A 20,052-nucleotide genomic window follows, 5' to 3' on the forward strand; every position below is an offset into this window, starting at 1 on the left:
CAGAAACGTCACAACATTTAAGAGAATCAGGAAAGTGCCTTTTCACCGCCAAAACGCGCTTTCAGCTTGTCTTTCAGGCGGTTGAGGAAGTAGGTGCGATTGTCTTTATTAGTGAGCAAGAAATAGCGGGCAAAACTCACGCTCGCCATCAGGGCGTTGCCGTCCATTTTGTAGCGCAGCGGCAGCTTAAAGGCTTTATAGGTGTGAATATCACGCGCGGTAAGGTGCGGCTTCATGGTATCCAGCCAGAACAGGGAGTATTTGACCGATTCCCCTTTGTGCTTTGAACCGAACGAGGTCACCAGATGATAATTAGCCAGCGGCGCGTCAATCATCTCGAACCGGTAACCCATCCGATCGGCACGGATACAGAAGTCATAATCCTGATGGCGAATAAAGCGCGCATCGAACTGAATTTTGGCGGCATCTTCACGCTTCAGCACAATTGTGCTGGTTTGAATGAAGCCATAACAACCGAACAGATATTCCGCCACCGTTTCATTTTCAGCAGGCGGCTGCATTGGCATGACTTTCAGGAACGCGCCGTCCTGATAGATATTCACCTGACTGAAGATAATGGTCTTGTCTTTGCCCTGCGCCTCAAGTTCGGCAATTTTTTTTGTGACCTGCAGCAGCTTATCGGCGTGCCATTCATCGTCGGCATCCAGGAAGCTGACATAGTCGCCCGTGGCCAGTTCAATGCCTTTGTTACGCGCACCTGCGCCATTCAGCTTGACCTCTGACAACACCAGGTTGATGTCCAGGTCCTGGTAACGCTCGCTGCGAACCACCTCGGCGAGCGCGGCGGCATCCGCCGATTTGTCATCAACGATGATGACCTCGAAATGACGATACGTCTGTGCTTTAACGCAATCCAGCGTCGTGACAATCGATTCTGACGCGTTATAAGCCGGAATTACGATGGAGAAACGAATGTCCTTCATTGCCAGCACCTCATTAAAATAGTTCAAAAATAAACAATTCAATCGACAAAGGTCGAAGAAAAACCTGTGTTCTGACTGGCAACCGCCCCTGCGTGACGCCTTTCACGGGAGGACGATCGCCGGGTTGATTAGCGAGTCAACCAAAACTCCTGCGCCACTTCGTAGCCGACAACCGCCTGTTTGGTGGAAATGGTGTTGTAGTAGAGGTAATAGAGCAGGAAGAAAACCAGCATGCCAAACAGTGCGGGCTTCCAGACGCGCCTGGCCTGAAAGATGAGCGAGGTCAGGATAATCGGCTCGACCTGTTGCAAATAGTTGGACAGACGTGAACCCGACGGGAAGTTGTACAGGAAGATCCTGATCGCCCCGCCGATAGCAAAACTTAAAATCAGCAGATAGTTAAGACGGTACTGGGCGTAATTTTCGCGCTTCAGCTCTTCCGTCAGCATGAAATAGAAGAAGATAAACACCAGCATGATGTTTTTCAGGTTCGAGACTGACAGGATACTGCCATCCATTGCGTAGGACGGGTCATTGTTATAGCCCGATGCCCTTTCACCCAGTGACCCCAAATGACCGGCAATCAGCGCGATAAAGCTGGAACCGCCGACAACGGAGAGCGGCAGACTGAAGAGAATGATAACCACCGGCCACCAGCGCCAGTCACGAATAAACAGGAACGGCACCAGCGTCACCACCATAACGGCGGTGTTGTGGCTCATAAAGGACAGAATAAAAAAGGTAAATGCCCACCAGTAACGCCTGAGGTAAATGGACCACAGCACACCCAGGAACAGCGCGGAGCTCAGGCCAAAGCGAATCTGGTTTATGTCTTTGTTAATAAAGATGTGCGCGGAATATAGCGCCAGCGCCAGCACCGGATAGGGTGACATCTTCTTAAAGAAGTAGGTATTTATGGAAACTGCAATGGCACAAAACACAAACAGAAAGACGCTGGCATTGTGCGAAAACAGGCTGGTCAGCCAGGCCATGGCGAAAATCAGCGGTTCGTAACGGAAAAAAGCCACGGTATTAAAAAAGCCGTTAATCTGGATGCGTCGTACGAAGTCCTCGAAGAAACTCCGGTACTGAAAGTCATCCATGCCGGTGCCCAGACCGCGAATACCGCCGAAAACAATCAAAATCATGGCAGCAATACAGAGCAGCCAGGTTAAAGCATAATTTGTGCGTTCGTCTTTTTTAACCAGGATTTCGAACAGCGAAAGCAGCAGCAAAAACCCTGATATTGACCAATATGGAGCCATGGTGTGATTCCTTAAATCCACAAGTTCACATGCCAACAGTGGCCAGCGCTGATGCCCTTCCAGGGGGCTGTCTCAGCGGGTCTGCGTGAAAGACCAGGGCATGTTGATGATGAATTCTGATGATTGACGTGAGATCGTCGCTTATTGTGCGTTCTATCCAGAATCATCTGTGCAAATCGTTGCGTGTCGTCATCGCAAGCCAGCGATCGAAAGGGGCGGTGAAACCCGCCCCTTCTCACTTAGCGCTTAGCTTTTCGTGGGTTTACCGTATTCGTAGTCGTAGTAGTCGTAGCCGTAACCATAAGAGTTAGCGGCTTTGCGTACCACGGCGTTCAGAATCACCCCTTTAATTTCGATACCGTTCTGGGCAAAGCGTTTGAAGCTGACATCCACTTCTTTCGTGGTGTTAGTTTCGAAACGCGCCACCATCAGCGACGTACCGGCCAGTTTGCCGATAATGGAGGCGTCGGTAACGGCCAGAATCGGCGGTGTATCAATCAGGACCAGATCGTAGTTTTTGCTTGCCCAGTCCAGCAGTTCACTCATACGGCGATGCATTAACAGCTCCGACGGGTTCGGCGGCACCTGACCACGTGGCAGGAAATCAAATCCGTACGCGCCCTGCTGAATCATGGCCGGGCTAAACTCCGTTTTGCCGGAGAGGACGTTTGACAGCCCGGATTTGTTATCGGCACCCAGCAGTTCGTGGGTATAACCCCGGCGCATATCACCGTCGATAAACAGCACTTTCTGACCGGCTTTAGCCACCAGCGTCGCCAGGTTGACACAGATAAAGGTTTTACCAATGCCCGGGCTGGCCCCGGTGATCATCAGGATGTTGTTTTTCGCCTCCATCATGGCGAAGTGCAGGCTGGTACGCAGGCTACGAATCGCTTCAATGGACAGATCGGTCGGGTTACCCAGCGCCAGCAGCGTGTCATGCGGATCGGTTTTCACCTTGTGGCCACGACGTGCCAGCGCTTCGGTGTCTTTCTTACGCTGCCAGTCGGAGAGCGGTACGCTGGCATAGACGTTCATGCCCAGCTCTTCCAGCTGTTCTGGATTTTCGATGCCGTGATGCAACAGGGCTTTAAGCAGAACCACGCCCACGGAAACCATCAGGCCCAGGATAAAGCTGGCGGCGATAATCAACAGCTTCTTCGGTGCTACCGGTGCGTTAGCGGTGGCCGCCTGGTCGATGATGCGAACATCACCCACGGTACTGGCCTTGCTGATGCTCAGCTCTTGCTGACGGTTAAGCAGCTGCATGTAGATTTCCTGGCCTGACTGCACATCGCGGGTCAGACGCAGAATCTCTTGCTGGGTTTTCGGCATCTGCGCAATTTTCTTGTTTAACTCAGCCTGCTCATCTTCCAGCGTTTTACGCTTCTCAAGCAGCGCACGATAGGTCGGGTGATCTTTGGTAAACAGCTGCGACACTTCGGCTTCACGGAAGGTCAGCTCGTTAAGCTGGCTCTGTACGCTGACGGAAGAATCCAGTGCCGATTTCGCTTCCAGTGAGAGGTCAACGGATTCATTCGCGCGGCGGAAGGCGTTCAGCTTATCTTCAGCCTGATCCAGTTTGGCACGGACTTCAGGCAGTTGCGTTTTCAGGAACTCCAGGCTTTTCTCCGCCTGCTCAGATTTACGCTGAACGTTCTGCAACAGGTAGTTGTTGACGATCTGGTTCAGCACCTTACTGATCTGATCCGGGTCTTCACCCACATACTGCAGGCCCAGCACGCCAGTATCTTTTCCTTTATCCGCGACGGTCAGGTTAGACAGGATGCTGTTAATCGCCTGCAACTCGTTCAGTTTGGTGACGGTAAATGTGGTGCCGGGTTCAGCATTGATATCGCTGACCAGCATGCTGACATCACCGTGTTTTTCAAACTGCCCGACTTTTCCTTTAAACAGCTCATCCCCGTCAGCCGAAACGGTGTAGCTGTCTTTTCCGGTCACTTCCAGCTTAACGCTGCGTTTGTCGATAGTGCGTGGGATCTCCAGACGGGAAACCGCGACCTCGCCCGGTTTATTGCCCATCAGGCGCGACAGACCTTTACCGATAACCGGGAAATAGTTCTGTGAGACCACAGCGTCCAGACCGAGGTCCTGAACGGTTTTGCCCAGCACCATGCGTGATTCCAGAATCTGAATCTCAGTGTCAGAAGCAGGCGTGGTCGGCATCAGCGTTTGCAGTTCATTCAGAACGGTGCTGGTGTTCTTTTGCTCGACCTGAACCATCGCATCGGCGCTGTAAATGGGTGTTGCAAACAAGGTGTAAAGGGTTGCCACCAGCATGAAAAAAGCGGTCACAGCGACGATCACCCACCGGTGATCAATCAGCTGTCCCACAAGGTGTGCCAGATCCCATCCATTCGATTCCTCGCGTGGCGCGGTCATGACTTTATTTTTACTATTCATGGATAATCCCAACTATCGGCTTAAAACGCTGACCCATTTCTGAGTGGCGTGTTCCAGTAACCCGTAAACCTCTTCAAAGGCCTCACGGCTTTTTCTGTACGGATCCGCAATTTCCTTCTGATCGAGCCAGTGCCCAAGCAGCATCGTTTTGCCACGCGCTGCCGGGTCAATGCGGTTAACCTGTTCAATGTGGCGCTTTTCCATCACCAGAATCAGGTCATATTCCCGACACAGGTTGGCCGTTAACTGTTGGGCCTCGTGCCCTTCCAGTGACAACCCGTTATCGGCCGCGACGTCAGAGGCGGTTTTATCCGCCGCGTGCCCGACGAGGGCACCCAGACCGGCTGAGGCGACAGAGAGTTGCGGCAGCGCACGTTTGAACAGGCGCTCTCCGGTAGGAGAGCGGCAGATGTTGCCTACGCAGACGACTAACACAGACTTAATCATGGCGAAACCTTAGTTCGACCAGTTGCGGATGCGTTGTGCGGCCTGCGTCGCATCGTTAACACCGGCTATGGTTGGTATCAACTGCGATATCACGCGGTTCCAACGCGTCAGCGGCGTCGAGGTCACGTAGACGATATCGTAAGGTTCGAGTTGGAATTCGGTACCCATCACCATTGATGCAGCATCTTTGGTGTTCAACTGGTAAATATTGGCGATCTTGTTGCGGTCTGTGCCGCGTGTCGGACGGATAACAAAGACACCGGTCGCATCCGACGTGGTCTGATCCATGCCCGCCGCATTGCCCAGCGCTTCCGCCAGCGTCATGCCACTGCGATCCATCTTCAGGGTGGCCTGCTGTTTCACTTCACCCATAACGAAGACTTTCAGATCGTCGTTGCGCGGCACATACAGAATGTCACCCGGATAAAGCAGATGGTTTTGGCTCAGATCGCCATTCTGCATCAACGCCTGCAATGACACGCGCTGTTCACGGCCATTATGCGTCAGAACCACGTTGCGCCAGTCGGCGTCCGCAGCCAGTCCGCCCGCGGCGTTAATTGCGTCCAGGATAGTAAGCGGAACGTTGGTAATAGGCTGTTGACCTGAGGTGGTCACCGCACCGGTTACGTAAGTTTTCTGTGACTTAAAGGAAGCAATGCTGACGTCAACCTGAGGACTTTCGATGTACTGTGCCAGGCGACGCGCGATCTCATTACGCACTTCCCCTACGGTCCGGCCTGCGACACGGACCCGACCAATATAAGGGTAGAAAATGGTGCCATCTGAATGGACCCAGTTACCGGTGTCGCTTGCACTGCGGTACTGACCAGCGGGCGTGGTGAGTTCAGGGTGATCCCATACGGTCACGGTGAGCACATCACCAATGCCGATACGGTATTCATAGTTCTGAATCTCATTTTGCAGTGACGGGTTGGCTTGTGCTACCAGTGGCTTAGGACGCATTCTTTCCACCAGGCTCGGCGTTAACGGATACACGTTAACGTACTTGTCGATGTCAAAGTTGTTGTCCTGCTGCTCAATGACATCTTTTCCCGAAGTGGATAAATTTTGCCCCGGCACGACGGTACAGCCGGCCATAAACGTGGCAGATACCAAAACAGGTATCATCTTCATTTTCATTGTAATCATTTAGATCTTCGCTATCAGTTAATGTTTGATAGAGGCAAGTACGCCGCTGTGTAAGCGCTCAAAAAAAGTAAACTATCCTGACTCAGGCACTGAACATGTCGTTCATTATTCTTAGCTCCTGTCTTTTACCGATCACGCGCTTTACCCAGAAAGAAATAAAGCAAAGCAGAACATGGCTGTTTATCAATGCCGTACCGCTTTTTTTTAGAAAAATGTACCAACCCGCTCCCCTGTCGTGTGCTGTCAGAGAGAGGCTGGCACCTTTTTCCTGCGGTTAATAAGCACCATCACGCTTAAGCACGACACCGACGGTTTTGAACAAAATGGCGATATCGTTCCACAACGACCAGTTTTTCACGTACCAGGAATCGAAATAGACGCGCGTTTCATAATCTACGTCGTTACGACCACTGACCTGCCACAGTCCGGTCATGCCGGGTTTGGCCATCAGGTAGTAATCCACGTCACCGGCGTAGCGTGCCAGCTCGTCTTCGATGACAGGACGCGGTCCTACCAGACTCATATCACCCCGAACGACGTTCCACAGTTGCGGCAGCTCATCCAGGCTGGTTTTACGAATGAAGTGGCCGACTTTGGTAATGCGTGGATCGTTTTTAAGTTTGAAATCTTTATCCCACTCAGCACGGGCGACCGGATCGGTACGCAGCACTTCCTCAAGCACTTCTTTGGAGTTGATCACCATCGAACGGAATTTCAGGCATTTGAATTTACGGCCATTCATGCCCACGCGCTCATGACCATAAATCGGTGGACCGCCATCCCGGCCGACCAGAAAACCCAGCACCAGCAGCGCGGGGAGCAGCATGACGATGATAGATAGTGCGCCAACAATATCGAATACGCGCTTCAGGAAGCGTGACGTACGCTTAGCCAGGTTATTCTGCACGCGCAGGATCATGACTTCATGGCTGAAGATGTAGGCCATATCGGTACCGTACAGCGGTACGCCGCGCAGCGTCGGAATGACAGAAACGGAGCGACAGTTGTGCATAGCCAGTGATTTCAGCCACATATCACGGTACTGGCTTTGCTCGAACTCCACCGCCACGATGAACTGGGTGTCCGCATTGGTCAGCTTCCATACGTCCTGTTCGTCGCGCAGAACAGGAACGCCCGACATGACGTCCTTAGGGCAGGTCCCGTCAACGTCGTAGAAGGCAATGACATCGAATCCCATGACTTCTTCACTTTGCAGCGCTTCCCACGCTTCCTGGGCATTTTTACTGCTGCCGATAATGATGGTCTGTTTTTTCCACAGGCCATAATTATTTAAGACGCGTTTAAAAACGGAGCGACAGACAGGAATAATCACCAGCGTGATAAGCCAGGTCAGCAGCCAGACAAAACGGGACATCTGCCACTGAGACAGTGCCGTGATTGACAGTTCAATAACGGAAAAAATAAGAATGGTACGAAAAATTTCTTTTAATTCGAACCAGAAAGGTTTGCGATAGGTGTAATGACGCAGCCTGACCCAGAACCAGCCCACGCAAATTACTGACAGGCAAATGTGGGTAGCAATTTTTAAATTTAATTCCCGGTCAGACATATCCGATAAAAGAGACGGAGATGTCAAATTAATTAGCATCATCGCGATAAATAATGCCGCGTTGAAACATATTAAATCAGAACAAGCCAATAATAATTTGGTGATAAGACTTTTAAACGTAAAATGGTTATCGCGCATATTTAACTCTTTATTTTATTTCCTTAACCCACCACGACCAGACCCTGAAGTGAACAGTACTGATGTTGAGCCTGAAGCGTTTCTGAGGGGAGCTCCTGCGGCATTTACGCCATTGTCATTGACTATGAAAACAATAATCCCGTACTCAATACCAACAGATTACTCTGACTTTACCCACACAGGACTGATTAAATATCAAACCACAGCGGCAAGTCAGGCACGCTACCGCCCTTGGCTGTCGGTGCCAATACCGCCTTGATAGCCTCGGGTTCTCCCTGCGCCACAAATGAAGGCGCACAACGCATCCCTTGCCGAATGCGTTTACATTCCGCTGCTTACCCTGACGGATGATTGCGCAAATTACAGGTTCAGACGCAGGCGTTAACTAACTCGTTGCTATACTAGTTATTACTGGCCTGTTTACAAGTGGACCCCGCCATCACCGGACTATTTTAGGAAAAAGACTACCAGTAATAAGTATTGAAGCCGCTCATTTTGGGTGCCAGGGAAGAAAAAAATCAGATTTATTCCATGTTGGCACCAGGATTAATCGCATAAGAAATTCCTCTGAATGGCGAGTGTAGTGACATTAATCTGCAACCTTTATCCCTTACAGTCCTTCCCGCATTAATCATTTCGTCCATTAATTCGCCTGTAATTAAAGTGGTCTGTGTCTAAATAAAGCGTAAAGCGCCTGTCATTCCGCTATTTGTCCCGACGCCGTCTGTCCACTATCATCAGACAAAGCTTATTTTTAGACATTCAGGTGAATAACGCATGCTGGAGGTAATGACCGATCCCTCATTATGGGCAGGTTTAGTAACGCTAATCGTTCTGGAGCTGGTGCTGGGTATTGATAACCTTGTGTTTATCGCTATCCTGGTGGAGAAACTGCCTGCGGCGTTGCGCGACCGCGCGCGCATTATTGGTCTGCTCATGGCACTGGTTTGTCGCCTGCTGCTGTTAGCCTCGCTTTCCTGGCTGGTAACGCTGACTCAACCTTTATTCACCTTCGCGCATCATGCCTTTAGTGCGCGTGATCTGTTGCTGTTGTGCGGGGGGCTGTTTTTGCTGTTCAAAGCGACCACCGAACTTAACACACGACTTGAAGGCAGCGATGCGGAGGACACTCAACAAAAGGGCGGCGCTAAATTCTGGCCCGTCGTGGCACAAATTGTCGTGCTGGATGCCATTTTTTCTCTGGATGCGGTGATTACCGCCGTCGGGATGGTCAACGATCTGCCGATCATGATGGCGGCGGTCACTATCGCCATTTTACTGATGTTGTTAGCCAGTAAACCGCTGACGCGCTTTGTTAACAACCATCCGACCATCGTAATTCTGTGTCTGAGCTTTTTGCTGATGATTGGTTTCAGTCTGGTGGCGGAAGGGTTTGGTTTTGCGATTCCAAAGGGCTATCTGTATGCCGCGATCGGTTTCTCCGTCGTCATTGAAGCCCTGAATCAGCTGGCACAGTTTAACCGCCGTAAAGTGTTGTCAGCCGGACGGCCCCTTCGCCAGCGCACAGCTGAAGCCGTGCTGCGGCTGCTACGTGGTGAAGCGGAACAGGCCGAGCTGGATACGCAAACCGCTTCTATGCTGGCTGACGGTGAGTCTGTTGCCCTGTTTAACCGGCAGGAACGTGTGATGATTGCCAGCGTGATGGGACTGGGGCAACGTCGTATCGACACAATTATGACCACGCGCCATGATGTTCAGCACATTGATTTAAGCGACGACCCCGACGTCATTATGGCCGATCTTGACCGCAATCAGCATACGCGCATCGTTATCACCGAAAACGGTAACGAACCGCTTGGTGTTGTCCATGTTAACGATCTGCTGCATCAGTCGCTACATCGGCATGCCCTGGATCTGCGTAGCCTGATCCGTCAGCCGCTGGTCTTCCATGAGCGCATAACGGTGTTACAGGCGCTGGAGCAGTTCCGCCAGGCACAGACGCATTTTGCGTTTGTGGTCGATGAGTTCGGGTCGGTAGAAGGCGTGGTGACGCTGAGCGATTTAATGGAGGCGATTGCGGGCAATCTGCCGAACGAAGCCGATTCAGAGGCGCGCCACGACATTCAGCCTGACGGCGCAGGCGGCTGGATTGCCAATGGCCATATGCCACTGGACGATTTGGCCCTTTACGTCACGCTGCCGCGAGAAAACACACAGCATTACCACACGATCGCAGGTTTAATGATGGATCGCCTGCAACATGTGCCGCAGGAAGGCGAAGAGATTCAGCTTGGCGAATACCGGCTACGGACTTTACAGGTCGACCAGCATCGGATTCAGAAGGTAGGGATTGTACCTCACGTCGACGGTGCGGCGCTGAAAGCGTAATTCAGCGCCGGCTGCCGACGGTGATTACGGGTGCGTACTGTTCTTGTCTTTTGCCTGTTGACGATCGAGCCACTGATTGAGGCGGGATTTTGCCTCATTCTGTAGCCTGTCACGCATGACATCATCTACCGGCAGCGTATATTGCGGATTAGCCCAACTGCCATAAATACGGAACGGAATCACCTGGTCGGACAGCGCGGCCACCAGGTTTTCGTCGCCGCGCCAGTCGCTCAGTGTCAGGCCCAGCGTCACATCCAGCTGTTGCTGCACCAGATTGATACGCCCCTCGCCGCGCAGCGTCAGCGCCTTCCCTCCACCGTCGAGATGACTTAACGTCAGCAGCCCATTTTTCATGGCCAGTTGTCCGCTCACCTGCTCAATGCCCTGTCCGGACGCCTGAGAATCACTGCTGACACGGTCGCTGACACGTGCCACGGCACTGCGCACCATTTGCTGTAAGTCGAGCTGGGCCAGTTTCAGATCATGCGCCTGGATATCGGCCTTGCCCTGCCAGCTGCGTTTTGCATCCGCAAGCGTCAGATTTTCACCCGACAATTCACCTTTAAGGCTCAGGGTTCCCTGCAGCGACGGCGGCAAGGCCAGCGCTTTTAATAAAGGCTGGATAGCTATCTGGTTCAGCACCGGCGTAAAAGCGACCTGCGTAACAGGCTGACGAATGTCGATACTGCCCGGTACAGAGAAGCTCCCCTGCCCCACATTGCCTGATAATGTACTGAAGGTTACCAGCCCCTGTTGATTAACCGCTTTGAGGGAGAGTTTGGTCAGGTTCAGGCCACGCCAGACCGCGCTATCGGCCTGCAGCGACAAATCAAGATCAATGTCGTTAAGCGGGGAGTCTGCATTGGTCGGTTCAGGCTGGTCCGCGATGACCGGTGCCGGGGCAATCTGACTGTTTTGTCCACTCATCTGCTGGGTCAGGGTCGAGATAAACAACAGATTGTCCATATTGAGTGCGCTGGCATGAAGATCCAGCGCCAGCTTTTGCGGCGGCGTAAGTTCGCCTTCAGCGCGCCCGCTGAGCACGCTGTCGTTAGCGGTCAGCTTAAGATTGCTCACGTCAAAACGATTTTTATCCAGGTCCCAGTTGCCCTGAAAGCTCAGCGTGCCTTTAATGCCCTCTGGCGGCAGGCTCGCTCCGGTCAGGTTATAGTCGACCTGCGCCACCTGGCCGCTCAACTGATGCGGATAGCGTGATTTGTCCAGTTGCCCTTTCAGCGTCAGGACAGCGGTGCGTTGGTTACGGGTCAGACTGGTCGTCAGGCCGATCGTGGCGATTCTGGACTGATCCTGCTCCATATCCAGATTAAGATTACGGAAGGTAAAGGCGTCCCCGCCCGGCTGCTGCCAGATAAGCAGGCTGTCGGACAGTTGCAGATTGTCGATGTCAAACGACCAGCCGGCAGACGAGGTGGGTTCGCTGTTGTGGGGCGCGCGCGGCGCGTTCTCAGGTGCCCGCGCGGCGCTGTCTGGCGTGACCCGCACGATGGCATTTTTTAACATCACCTGGCTTACGCTGAGCTGATGGGAAAGTAACGGCAGAAGATTAACATCCAGACGCATGTTATCGGCAGAAACAACCGGTTGCGCCGCTCCGGGTGCCGTCAGGCTCATCCGTCCGGCGAGAATGCTGAGTTTCGGCCACACATGCCAGCGCAGGTCGCCATCGATAGTGAGTTGATAACCGCTACGCTGTTCGACCTCTTGAACCATGTAACTACGGAAGTCGTTAGGGTTCACCAGCATGATCAACGCCGTTAATCCCGCTACGACCACCACCAGTAGAATGGCCAGCGTGGTTATCACTCTTCTCATCACATCCTCATGAATTAATCTTTGTCGATACGACTGGCATCAGCACCCTGCTGGCCACGATATTTTGCATTCTCACGGCGATTATAGGGACGCGCTGCCGGACCGGAAAGCGGTTCAAAGCTTAGCGCACCAATCAACATGCCAGGGCGCAACGCCAGAGGCAGTTTGCCTGAATTATAAAACTCCAGCACGATACGGCCCTGCCAGCCCGGATCGATACGGTGCGCAGTGACGTGAACCATTAGCCCGAGGCGGGCAAGTGAAGAACGCCCGTCGAGCCAGCCCACCAGATCGTCGGGAATCGTGACAGATTCCAGCGTTACCGCCAGCGCCAGTTCGCCCGGATGCAGAAAGAACGCCTCACCTTCCGGCAACACGATCTCATCGCTCATGACGCGATCCAGCGCAGCACTGACCTCGTGCTTCGGGCCGCTTAAATCAATAAACGGCGCGGTATGTCCGCTGAACGTCCGGAACTGATTGCCCAAACGCACGTCCACCGTTGCACCATTGATATGTTCCACGGTTGGCCGTGGGGTAATCGCCAGTTTTCCGGTGTCGAGCCAGGCTTCAATATCGCGGTCGCATAATCTCATTACGGTAACTCCATGAAGTAAGTGTAGCGAACAGGGCGCATCTGTGCTTTTAACCTGTTCGCGTCACGCCTTTTGAGACGTAAACTACTCGAAAAATTGATTAATCTTGGCCTTCAGAATATCAATCGCGATGCGGTTTTTACCACCGCGCGGCACGATGATATCCGCGTACTGTTTTGACGGTTCAATGAACTGCAGAAACATCGGGCGTACCGTTTTCTGATACTGACTCATGACGGAATCCATTGAGCGACCGCGTTCATTGACGTCGCGCTTCATTCGGCGCATCAGGCAAATATCCAGCGGCGTATCGACGAAAATGGAAAAATTCAGTTCCTGGCGTAACCGCGCATCCGTTAACAACAGAATGCCTTCAAGAATAATGACTTTTTTGGGCTTGAGATGCAGCGTCTCTTGCGTGCGGGTGTGCTCAACATAGCTGTAAACCGGCAGTTCAATGTCCTGTCCTGCTTTGACAGCGCGCAGGTGCTGTAACAGCAAATCATGATCCATCGCGCTGGGATGGTCATAATTGGTCTTAACCCTCTCTTCCATGGTGAGGTGACTTTGATCTTTGTAATAGGCATCTTCGGGAATAACACCGATGTGTTCATCACCCACCTGATCGCGAATTTCACGATACAGGGTACTGGCGATTAAACTTTTACCGGATGCGGATGCACCTGCAATGCCAACGATCACGCACTGATGGGACTTGTCAGTCATACTTTTAAAAACCTGATACTGGAGCCAGAAACTGTACGCAAACTGCGCACCCAGTTAATGGGGCTGAACGGAGAGGGTGATTTGGCGCTAAGTATAGGGATTTCGGTCTTTTGATGCCAGAGAAATGGCATGGCCGGTTTTCAGACTTTCCCCTTTTAACTCGAATGATTTCATCGATAAACTAGCCCTCTCAGACAGCATGACGATGCACAGCACGTATCAGGTCTTACAAACCTGAACAAAAAGGGCCTGGGGCCCGAAAAAAATAAAGGAAAACTATGCTCTGGAAGACCCTCACCTATTTTGGTGACAGTATGTTGTTAATTCCCACGGCGGTGATTATTGCACTGATTTTGCCGTGGAAAAGTGATAACCGGCGCACCGTATGGTACTGGCTTTTTGCCTTTGGCCTAGCGGGGCTGGTCGTCAGCCTGTCAAAAATTCTCTTTCTGGGCTTTGGCATTGGCAGTGCCCGTTTTAACTTCACCGGATTTAGCGGCCACAGCGCCATGTCTGCCACCCTGTGGCCCGTGATGCTCTGGCTGATATCCGGACGCTGGCCGAGCCTGTGGCGCGGTTTCGCCATTGGCGTGGGCTATATGATCCCCTTAATGGTGGGGTTTTCCCGCCTCGTCATCCATGCTCATTCCCTCAGCGAAGTCCTGACCGGACTGCTGTTAGGCTTTACACTGAGCACAGCTTTTTTGCTTTCACAACGCGAAACCGCATTAAAAGGGTTTAGCTGGCCGCAGATTGCCGCCGCGTTGCTGGTGCCGGTGCTGCTGCTGGGACATGGACGCATCGCCACCACGCAGCAGTTTCTTGAGCACTTTTCAGCCCGCCTCGCGGGCCTGGAAAAACCCTATACCCGTGCCGACCTTTTTCGTTGAATAAGGCGAGACGGGCTCGCCTCACAGACGAGCCCGTCAATCGGTCAAATAACGCAATTTAATGATTTCCCCCCTTTTTTCTCCAACAAATGTGCTAGCATTCTTCAATCAGGATGGCTATCTCGTCACCTGCCATGTCAATACCTTGTACCCTGCTGGATCGATAAATGATCGTTGATGCGCTGGCTTCGTCAGATAAATCACCTAATTCGTGGCTTCATGCCTGCGGGCTTGGCCTGGTTTCGTTCGTCCTGACCTTGTTCTGCCTTGAACTGATCGTAGTGAGCGGCAAGATTTCGCCTTTATGGTTTTCCACCGCCTTAATGACCGTGGTGGTGTTTCGCTGCACATCACGTCAGTTGCCGTTGTTCCTTGCGGCCTGCCTGATTGGCACCGCCGCAGCCAATGCGTTTGTCATCGGTCCTGCGCTTTCAAATTTAAAATTTGCCCTGTTGAACCTTTTGCAGGCGGGCATCGGTGGCATGCTGCTGCGCGCGTTGCTTAACCGCGAGGCACCGCTGGTGTCGCTGCGCGACTGGCTGCGCTTTGTTTTTGCCACCGGCGTGATTTCGCCACTGATTGGTGGCGTACTGGCGCTGTGGGTTTTACAGGTTGGACAACAGGCCTCTTTCGCCTTCTTTTATACATGGGTGATTTCGGAAATCATCGGCATGCTCGCGCTTGGGCCGGTTCTGCTGCTGCTCTCCTGGCCCTTGCCTAAAGGTTACCTCAAGCGCGCCTCGCTGTTTGAAACACTTTTCAGCCTCGTTCTGACGCTGATTGCCAGCTATTTGTCGCTGCGTTTTTTGCCCTGGCCGTTTACCTTCATTTTGGTCGTGCTGTTCTGGTGCGCTGTTCGACTGCCCAAGGTGGAGGCGTTTGTCCTGTTCTTTCTCAACGCCAGCTTTATGGCGCTGCTGCTTTCTTTAGACTGGATAATCGTCACGCCTACGACGACGAATTACGCCATGATTGTCAGTTGGCTGCCGTTTCTGATGGTCTTAATCCCCTGCCATATTATGTCGCTGGTCATGGATGCGTTCCGCCATGAAACGCGCCATATCAGTGAAAGCGAAACGCGTTTTCGTAACGCCATGGAGTATTCCGCTATTGGCATGGCGCTGGTTTCACCCGAAGGCCGCTGGCTTCAGGTGAATAAATCATTATGCGACACGCTGGGTTATCCCGAGTACGAATTAAAGAACCTGACTTTCCAGCAGATTACGCATCCTGACGACCTCGGTATTGACGATGGCAAAATGGATAAGCTGCTGGCTGGCGAGATTTTGTCGTTCACGCTGGAGAAGCGTTACTTCCGTAAGGACCATGAAATCGTCTGGGTGCGGCTGACGGTTTCGCTGGTACGGGACAGCGAACAACAACCGCTCTATTTTATTGCGCAGATTGTGAATATTTCTGAATTAAAACAGAGCGAGTTGGTCAACCAGCGATTAATGGAACGTATCACGCTGGCCAACGAAGCGGGCGGCATTGGCGTGTGGGAATGGAACATGAACAGTGGAGAAATGCTGTGGGATAAACGCATGTACACATTGTTCGGTTTGCAGTCGGATGAAGTGCCCAGCTTCGACTTGTGGATCAAACTGGTGCATCCCGACGATCGCGCATTTTGTGTGCAGACCATACAGCAGGCCATTGAAGAAAGCAGCGCGTTTCAAATGGAGTATCGCGTGATGCGCGAAGAAGGACATTACTGGATACGTTCTCAGGCGAATCGTTTACTCAGTCAGGAAGGCCGGATCGAGCGCATACTGGGCGTTGCACAGGACATTACGCCGCTGCGTAACCTGAACGAAGCCCTGTTTCAGGAAAAAGAGCGCATGATGATTACGCTCGATTCCATCGGCGAGGCCGTCATCAGTACGGATCAGGCCATGCGCGTTACCTTCATGAATCCGGTGGCTGAAAAAATGACTGGCTGGTCACAGGAAGCCGCGGTCGGCAGACCGGTAAGTGAACTGCTTCACATCACCCATGGCCGTCACGGCGCGCCCGTGGAAAATCTGATGATCAACCCCACGCATTCTGAAAAGACTGCGCCCTATTTGTCGGAAGAGTGGGTGCTTCACACCCTGAATGGTGAGCATATTGATATCCATTACACGATAACACCGCTGAAATCGGAATCGGGAACCGAACGCGGCGCGGTGATGGTCATTCAGGATGTGAGTGAATCACGTAAAGTCATGAAACGATTGAGCTACAGCGCGCTGCACGATACGTTAACCCGCCTGCCCAATCGCGCCAGTTTTGAGTTTCAACTGAAGCGACTGCTGTCCGATGCCGCTGAACATCAACATCAGCATGTACTGGTGTTTATTGACCTGGATAAATTCAAAGCGGTTAACGACAGCGCCGGGCACGCCGCCGGGGATGCACTGCTGAGCGAACTTTCCGATTTAATGCGTCACCACCTGCGCAGCACCGACTTTCTCGCCCGTCTTGGCGGGGATGAATTTGCCGTGCTCATGCCTGAATGTCTGGTGGACCAGGCCCGTGATGTGGTGCAGCGTATCGTGCGTGCAGTCAACGACTACTGTTTTGAATGGCTGGGCCGGGCATATCAGGTTGGGGCCAGCGCAGGCATGACACAAATTTCACCAAATAATTGTCAAAGCAGTGATGTGTTGTCCCAGGCCGATATTGCCTGTTACAACGCTAAACGCAGCGGCCGCGGGCGCTACATGGTGTACGAACAGCATCCGCTGGCCCTGACCGGCAGCCACCATTCGCTGGATCAGGCAACCCTGGATGCCTTGCAGGTGGAACTCCAGGTCTGGGCTGTCGCACCGCCAGGTAAGCCGCACTCTGCCAGCGTCTGGTTGATTGAAGTGCAGTTGTTTACCCGGGAAGGACTGCTGGTGGATGAACATCTGCTGCGTAACAACCTGACTGACGCGGCGCTGAAACAGCGGCTGGAAGACAATATCGTTGAGGCTTTTTTCCGTCATCGCATTGCGGCTATGAGCCAAAAAGGCATTGCCTTAATTTTGCCCGTGGATGTTAACGCGCTTTATAATCCGGTTTTCGTTGAGAAACTTTGTGTCCGTTTTGCAGAATCCGGTCTGGCGAACAGTAACAGCGGTATCGCGCTGCATGCCGCCAGCGTGTTATCGGGCGGCGAGCAGCTTTTGGGTACACTGATGAAGCTGCGCCAGGCAGGCTGTCGCATCGTGCTGCAACAGTTTGGCCGTAACCTGGATGCGTTTAATCAGTTAACCGGTAAAGTGGTGGACTGCCTGATTCTGGCACCCGAGTTGGTGGCGAACCTGCATAACAATCTGATGGATGAAATGCTGATTTCCATTATTCAAAGCCAGACCAATGAACGTAATATTATATTGCTTGCGGGCCCAGTCTCCGTGCCGGCCGTTCTGACCACGCTTACCAGCCTGGATGTTGACGGAGTCTGGGGCAGTGCGGTTGCCGAGCGCCAGCCGCTCAGCAAACTGAGTGAAGATCACCTTTTTGCGATTCGCTAATTCTGCCGCTCGCCGCTTGCCTCACCTTTACAGCTGCGCTAAAGTCGCCCCCTTTTTCCTGCCTGGGGGCGAAAAATGTTCATTGGATTCGATTACGGTACGGCTAACTGCTCGATTGCGGTCAGCGAAAAAGGCACACCACGACTGTTAACGCTGGAGAACGGTCAACGCCTGCTGCCATCGATGATCTGCTCCCCGACACGTGAAGCCGTTACGGAATGGCTTTATCGCCATCATCAGGTTGCCACGCCGGACCAGGAAAGCACGGCGCTGTTGCAACGGGCGCTGCGCTATAACCGTGAAGAAGATATCGATGTTCTCTCCGATAGCGTGCAGTTCGGTCTGACCGCGCTTCAGCACTATATGGTCGATCCGGAAGATGTCTGGTTCGTGAAGTCGCCGAAGTCCTTCCTGGGCGCGAGTGGGTTAAAACCCCAGCAGATCGCCTTCTTTGAAGATTTAGTGTGCGCCATGATGCTGCATATTCGTCAGCAGGGCGAAGCACAGCTTGACCAGTCAATTGAACAGGCGGTAATTGGCCGCCCGGTGAACTTTCAGGGACTGGGCAGCGAAGAGGCCAACGCGCAGGCCCAGGGCATCTTATTGCGTGCCGCTAAACGCGCGGGCTTTCGGGAGGTGGAGTTTCAGTTTGAGCCGGTCGCGGCGGGGCTGGACTTTGAAGCCACACTCGAAAAAGAAACCCGCGTGCTGGTCGTGGACATCGGTGGGGGAACCACCGACTGTTCGATGCTGTTGATGGGGCCGCAGTGGCGTCATCTGTCAGACCGGCGGGAAAGCCTGCTGGGCCATAGTGGCTGCCGCGTGGGCGGTAATGACCTGGATATTATGCTGGCGTTTAAAGCGTTGATGCCGTTGCTGGGCGCGGGCGGGAAGACACAAAAAGGCACGGCCTTACCTGCCCTGCCCTGGTGGAATGCCGTCGCCATCAACGATGTGCCTGCACAAAGCGATTTTTACAGTACCGCCTGCGGCAAACTGTTGCGCGATCTGGTACGGGATGCCGAAAATCCTGCCGCCGTGGCACACCTGTTAAAAGTCTGGCAACAAAAGCTGAGCTATCGTCTGGTGCGTACTGCGGAAGAGAGCAAAATCGCCCTCTCCGACCGCCCTGACTTCGCCGCTGCACTGGATTTTATCAGCGCGGATTTACAGGCCGATATCAGCGTGGCAACCCTGCAGGACGCGATCAGCCAGCCGCTGGAGAAGATCCTGGAACAGGTACATCTGGCGCTGGCGACCAGTCATATTAAGCCGGAAGTGATCTATCTGACGGGCGGTAGTGCACGTTCGCCTCTGCTGCGCGCTGCGCTGCAGCAGGCCCTGCCGGGTACACCGATTGCTGGCGGAGATGACTTTGCCTCAGTGACCGCTGGTCTGGCGCGCTGGGCTGAGGTGATGTTTGCCTGACAGCGGGGGGAGTCGAATAAAGTGCACCACATCTCGGCGGGTAAAATCGCCTGAAGGGGCATTTTGGCTTCGGCTCCCTTTCCTTCGTTTCCCTTTACCGCAAAGACGTCAGCCTGAGCTGTTTTGGGATGCTAACCCATTGTTGTGATGTCGGCGGGTGAGATCGCCAGAAGAGGCACTTTGGCTTCGGCGGTCCTCGCGCCGCTCATGCGGTGCCTTCAGGTCGCTCAGCGCTGCGTAATGCCTCGCGGAAAATGCCCCTTCTGGCTTTGTCAGTTTGCGCGCGGGTAAAGCGACACAGTATGTGAGCCCGTGCTTTCTTTTGCGTTGAAGGCAAAACGAGTGCAGTGCCTGTCCTCAGAAAAAAGCCCTTCTGCCCTTTAATCTTGAGCAGGATTAAAGCGTCACCATGCGTCAGCCGGTTCTGCCGCGTTAAGGATAGCGCCCGGTCCGGCAATGCACATTACTGACGGACCCGGCGGTATCGGGGATGATGTTTATTCCTCTTTGCACCGCGCCCCCTTGCTCAGCGCTCAATGTCTCAGCAGGCATAACGTAAGGTTAAACGCTGACCTTCTTCATGCTGCGCACGGCTGCGTAAAGCGCTGGGTGATGAATGTGTCATCTTCCTGAAGGATAGGTTGTTTTTAATCCTGTATTTCCTGGTCAGGCAGGATATGATCCGGCGCGCTGTGGTCAGCGTAGTCTGCCTTGTTTCACATCAAATCTGACTCTTTGCCAACGCCGTTTTTTCAAAAAACCGACATACTTACGGTGCGCTGACAGATAT

At 53.0% G+C, this 20,052-nt stretch carries 13 protein-coding genes; 4 read left to right on the forward strand and 9 right to left on the reverse strand.

Annotated elements, in window-relative coordinates:
- Nucleotides 1-26: 26 nt before the first annotated feature.
- The 6 genes from C1N64_RS15920 to wbaP form a co-directional block, all read right to left on the reverse strand.
- A complete protein-coding gene (locus C1N64_RS15920) occupies nucleotides 27-944 on the reverse strand; it encodes a glycosyltransferase family 2 protein (RefSeq protein ID WP_205952057.1) in 918 nt (305 codons plus the stop codon).
- A gap of 128 nt (nucleotides 945-1,072) precedes the next feature.
- Nucleotides 1,073-2,209, reverse strand: a complete 1,137-nt coding sequence (locus C1N64_RS15925; RefSeq protein WP_324030328.1) for an EpsG family protein — start codon at nucleotides 2,207-2,209, stop codon at nucleotides 1,073-1,075.
- Nucleotides 2,210-2,455: 246 nt separating this feature from the next.
- Nucleotides 2,456-4,633 carry a tyrosine-protein kinase Wzc gene (wzc, locus tag C1N64_RS15930; RefSeq protein WP_033740496.1) on the reverse strand — a complete coding sequence of 726 codons (2,178 nt, stop codon included), beginning with the start codon at nucleotides 4,631-4,633 and terminating at the stop codon, nucleotides 2,456-2,458.
- Nucleotides 4,634-4,645: 12 nt separating this feature from the next.
- Nucleotides 4,646-5,080: an arsenate reductase/protein-tyrosine-phosphatase family protein gene (locus C1N64_RS15935; protein WP_006119871.1), complete on the reverse strand. Its 435-nt coding sequence runs from the start codon at nucleotides 5,078-5,080 to the stop codon at nucleotides 4,646-4,648.
- A gap of 9 nt (nucleotides 5,081-5,089) precedes the next feature.
- Entirely contained in the window at nucleotides 5,090-6,229 is a 1,140-nt protein-coding gene (locus C1N64_RS15940; RefSeq protein ID WP_033740498.1) for a polysaccharide export protein, read from the reverse strand.
- 274 nt (nucleotides 6,230-6,503) lie between these two features.
- Entirely contained in the window at nucleotides 6,504-7,937 is a 1,434-nt protein-coding gene (gene wbaP, locus C1N64_RS15945) for an undecaprenyl-phosphate galactose phosphotransferase WbaP (RefSeq protein ID WP_394514953.1), read from the reverse strand.
- 777 nt (nucleotides 7,938-8,714) lie between these two features.
- Between wbaP and C1N64_RS15950 the strand changes: the two genes are divergently transcribed.
- Entirely contained in the window at nucleotides 8,715-10,286 is a 1,572-nt protein-coding gene (locus C1N64_RS15950; RefSeq protein ID WP_054633470.1) for a TerC family protein, read from the forward strand.
- 24 nt (nucleotides 10,287-10,310) lie between these two features.
- Here C1N64_RS15950 and asmA read toward each other — a convergent pair whose 3' ends face one another.
- From asmA to udk, 3 genes are all read right to left on the reverse strand, one after another.
- Nucleotides 10,311-12,119 carry an outer membrane assembly protein AsmA gene (gene asmA / locus C1N64_RS15955; RefSeq protein ID WP_033740505.1) on the reverse strand — a complete coding sequence of 603 codons (1,809 nt, stop codon included), beginning with the start codon at nucleotides 12,117-12,119 and terminating at the stop codon, nucleotides 10,311-10,313.
- Between the two features lie 14 nt (nucleotides 12,120-12,133).
- Nucleotides 12,134-12,715 (reverse strand): dCTP deaminase, encoded by a 582-nt coding sequence (gene dcd / locus C1N64_RS15960; protein ID WP_006119878.1) that lies wholly within the window; start codon nucleotides 12,713-12,715, stop codon nucleotides 12,134-12,136.
- Nucleotides 12,716-12,799: 84 nt separating this feature from the next.
- Nucleotides 12,800-13,441 carry a uridine kinase gene (udk, locus tag C1N64_RS15965; RefSeq protein ID WP_006119880.1) on the reverse strand — a complete coding sequence of 214 codons (642 nt, stop codon included), beginning with the start codon at nucleotides 13,439-13,441 and terminating at the stop codon, nucleotides 12,800-12,802.
- A 278-nt stretch (nucleotides 13,442-13,719) separates the two neighbouring features.
- Between udk and C1N64_RS15970 the strand changes: the two genes are divergently transcribed.
- The 3 genes from C1N64_RS15970 to yegD all read left to right on the forward strand — a co-directional run bounded on the left by C1N64_RS15970 (nucleotide 13,720) and on the right by yegD (nucleotide 19,262).
- Entirely contained in the window at nucleotides 13,720-14,331 is a 612-nt protein-coding gene (locus C1N64_RS15970; RefSeq protein ID WP_006119881.1) for a phosphatase PAP2 family protein, read from the forward strand.
- A 167-nt stretch (nucleotides 14,332-14,498) separates the two neighbouring features.
- Nucleotides 14,499-17,834, forward strand: a complete 3,336-nt coding sequence (locus tag C1N64_RS15975; RefSeq protein WP_394514954.1) for a diguanylate cyclase — start codon at nucleotides 14,499-14,501, stop codon at nucleotides 17,832-17,834.
- Between the two features lie 75 nt (nucleotides 17,835-17,909).
- Complete coding sequence (gene yegD / locus C1N64_RS15980; RefSeq protein ID WP_039338137.1) at nucleotides 17,910-19,262, forward strand: molecular chaperone; 1,353 nt, start codon at nucleotides 17,910-17,912, stop codon at nucleotides 19,260-19,262.
- Nucleotides 19,263-20,052 lie beyond the last annotated feature (790 nt).

It is taken from the genome of Pantoea sp. SGAir0215, from assembly GCF_043543215.1.

Excerpts from the sequence above, each read along its gene's own strand:
- C1N64_RS15920 (WP_205952057.1), bottom strand. The coding sequence starts at position 944 with ATGAAGGACATTCGTTTCTCCATCGTAATTCCGGCTTATAACGCGTCA.
- C1N64_RS15925 (WP_324030328.1), bottom strand. The coding sequence starts at position 2,209 with ATGGCTCCATATTGGTCAATATCAGGGTTTTTGCTGCTGCTTTCGCTG.
- wzc (WP_033740496.1), bottom strand. The coding sequence starts at position 4,633 with ATGAATAGTAAAAATAAAGTCATGACCGCGCCACGCGAGGAATCGAAT.
- C1N64_RS15935 (WP_006119871.1), bottom strand. The coding sequence starts at position 5,080 with ATGATTAAGTCTGTGTTAGTCGTCTGCGTAGGCAACATCTGCCGCTCT.
- C1N64_RS15940 (WP_033740498.1), bottom strand. The coding sequence starts at position 6,229 with ATGATTACAATGAAAATGAAGATGATACCTGTTTTGGTATCTGCCACG.
- wbaP (WP_394514953.1), bottom strand. The coding sequence starts at position 7,937 with ATGCGCGATAACCATTTTACGTTTAAAAGTCTTATCACCAAATTATTA.
- C1N64_RS15950 (WP_054633470.1), top strand. The coding sequence starts at position 8,715 with ATGCTGGAGGTAATGACCGATCCCTCATTATGGGCAGGTTTAGTAACG.
- asmA (WP_033740505.1), bottom strand. The coding sequence starts at position 12,119 with ATGAGAAGAGTGATAACCACGCTGGCCATTCTACTGGTGGTGGTCGTA.
- dcd (WP_006119878.1), bottom strand. The coding sequence starts at position 12,715 with ATGAGATTATGCGACCGCGATATTGAAGCCTGGCTCGACACCGGAAAA.
- udk (WP_006119880.1), bottom strand. The coding sequence starts at position 13,441 with ATGACTGACAAGTCCCATCAGTGCGTGATCGTTGGCATTGCAGGTGCA.
- C1N64_RS15970 (WP_006119881.1), top strand. The coding sequence starts at position 13,720 with ATGCTCTGGAAGACCCTCACCTATTTTGGTGACAGTATGTTGTTAATT.
- C1N64_RS15975 (WP_394514954.1), top strand. The coding sequence starts at position 14,499 with ATGATCGTTGATGCGCTGGCTTCGTCAGATAAATCACCTAATTCGTGG.
- yegD (WP_039338137.1), top strand. The coding sequence starts at position 17,910 with ATGTTCATTGGATTCGATTACGGTACGGCTAACTGCTCGATTGCGGTC.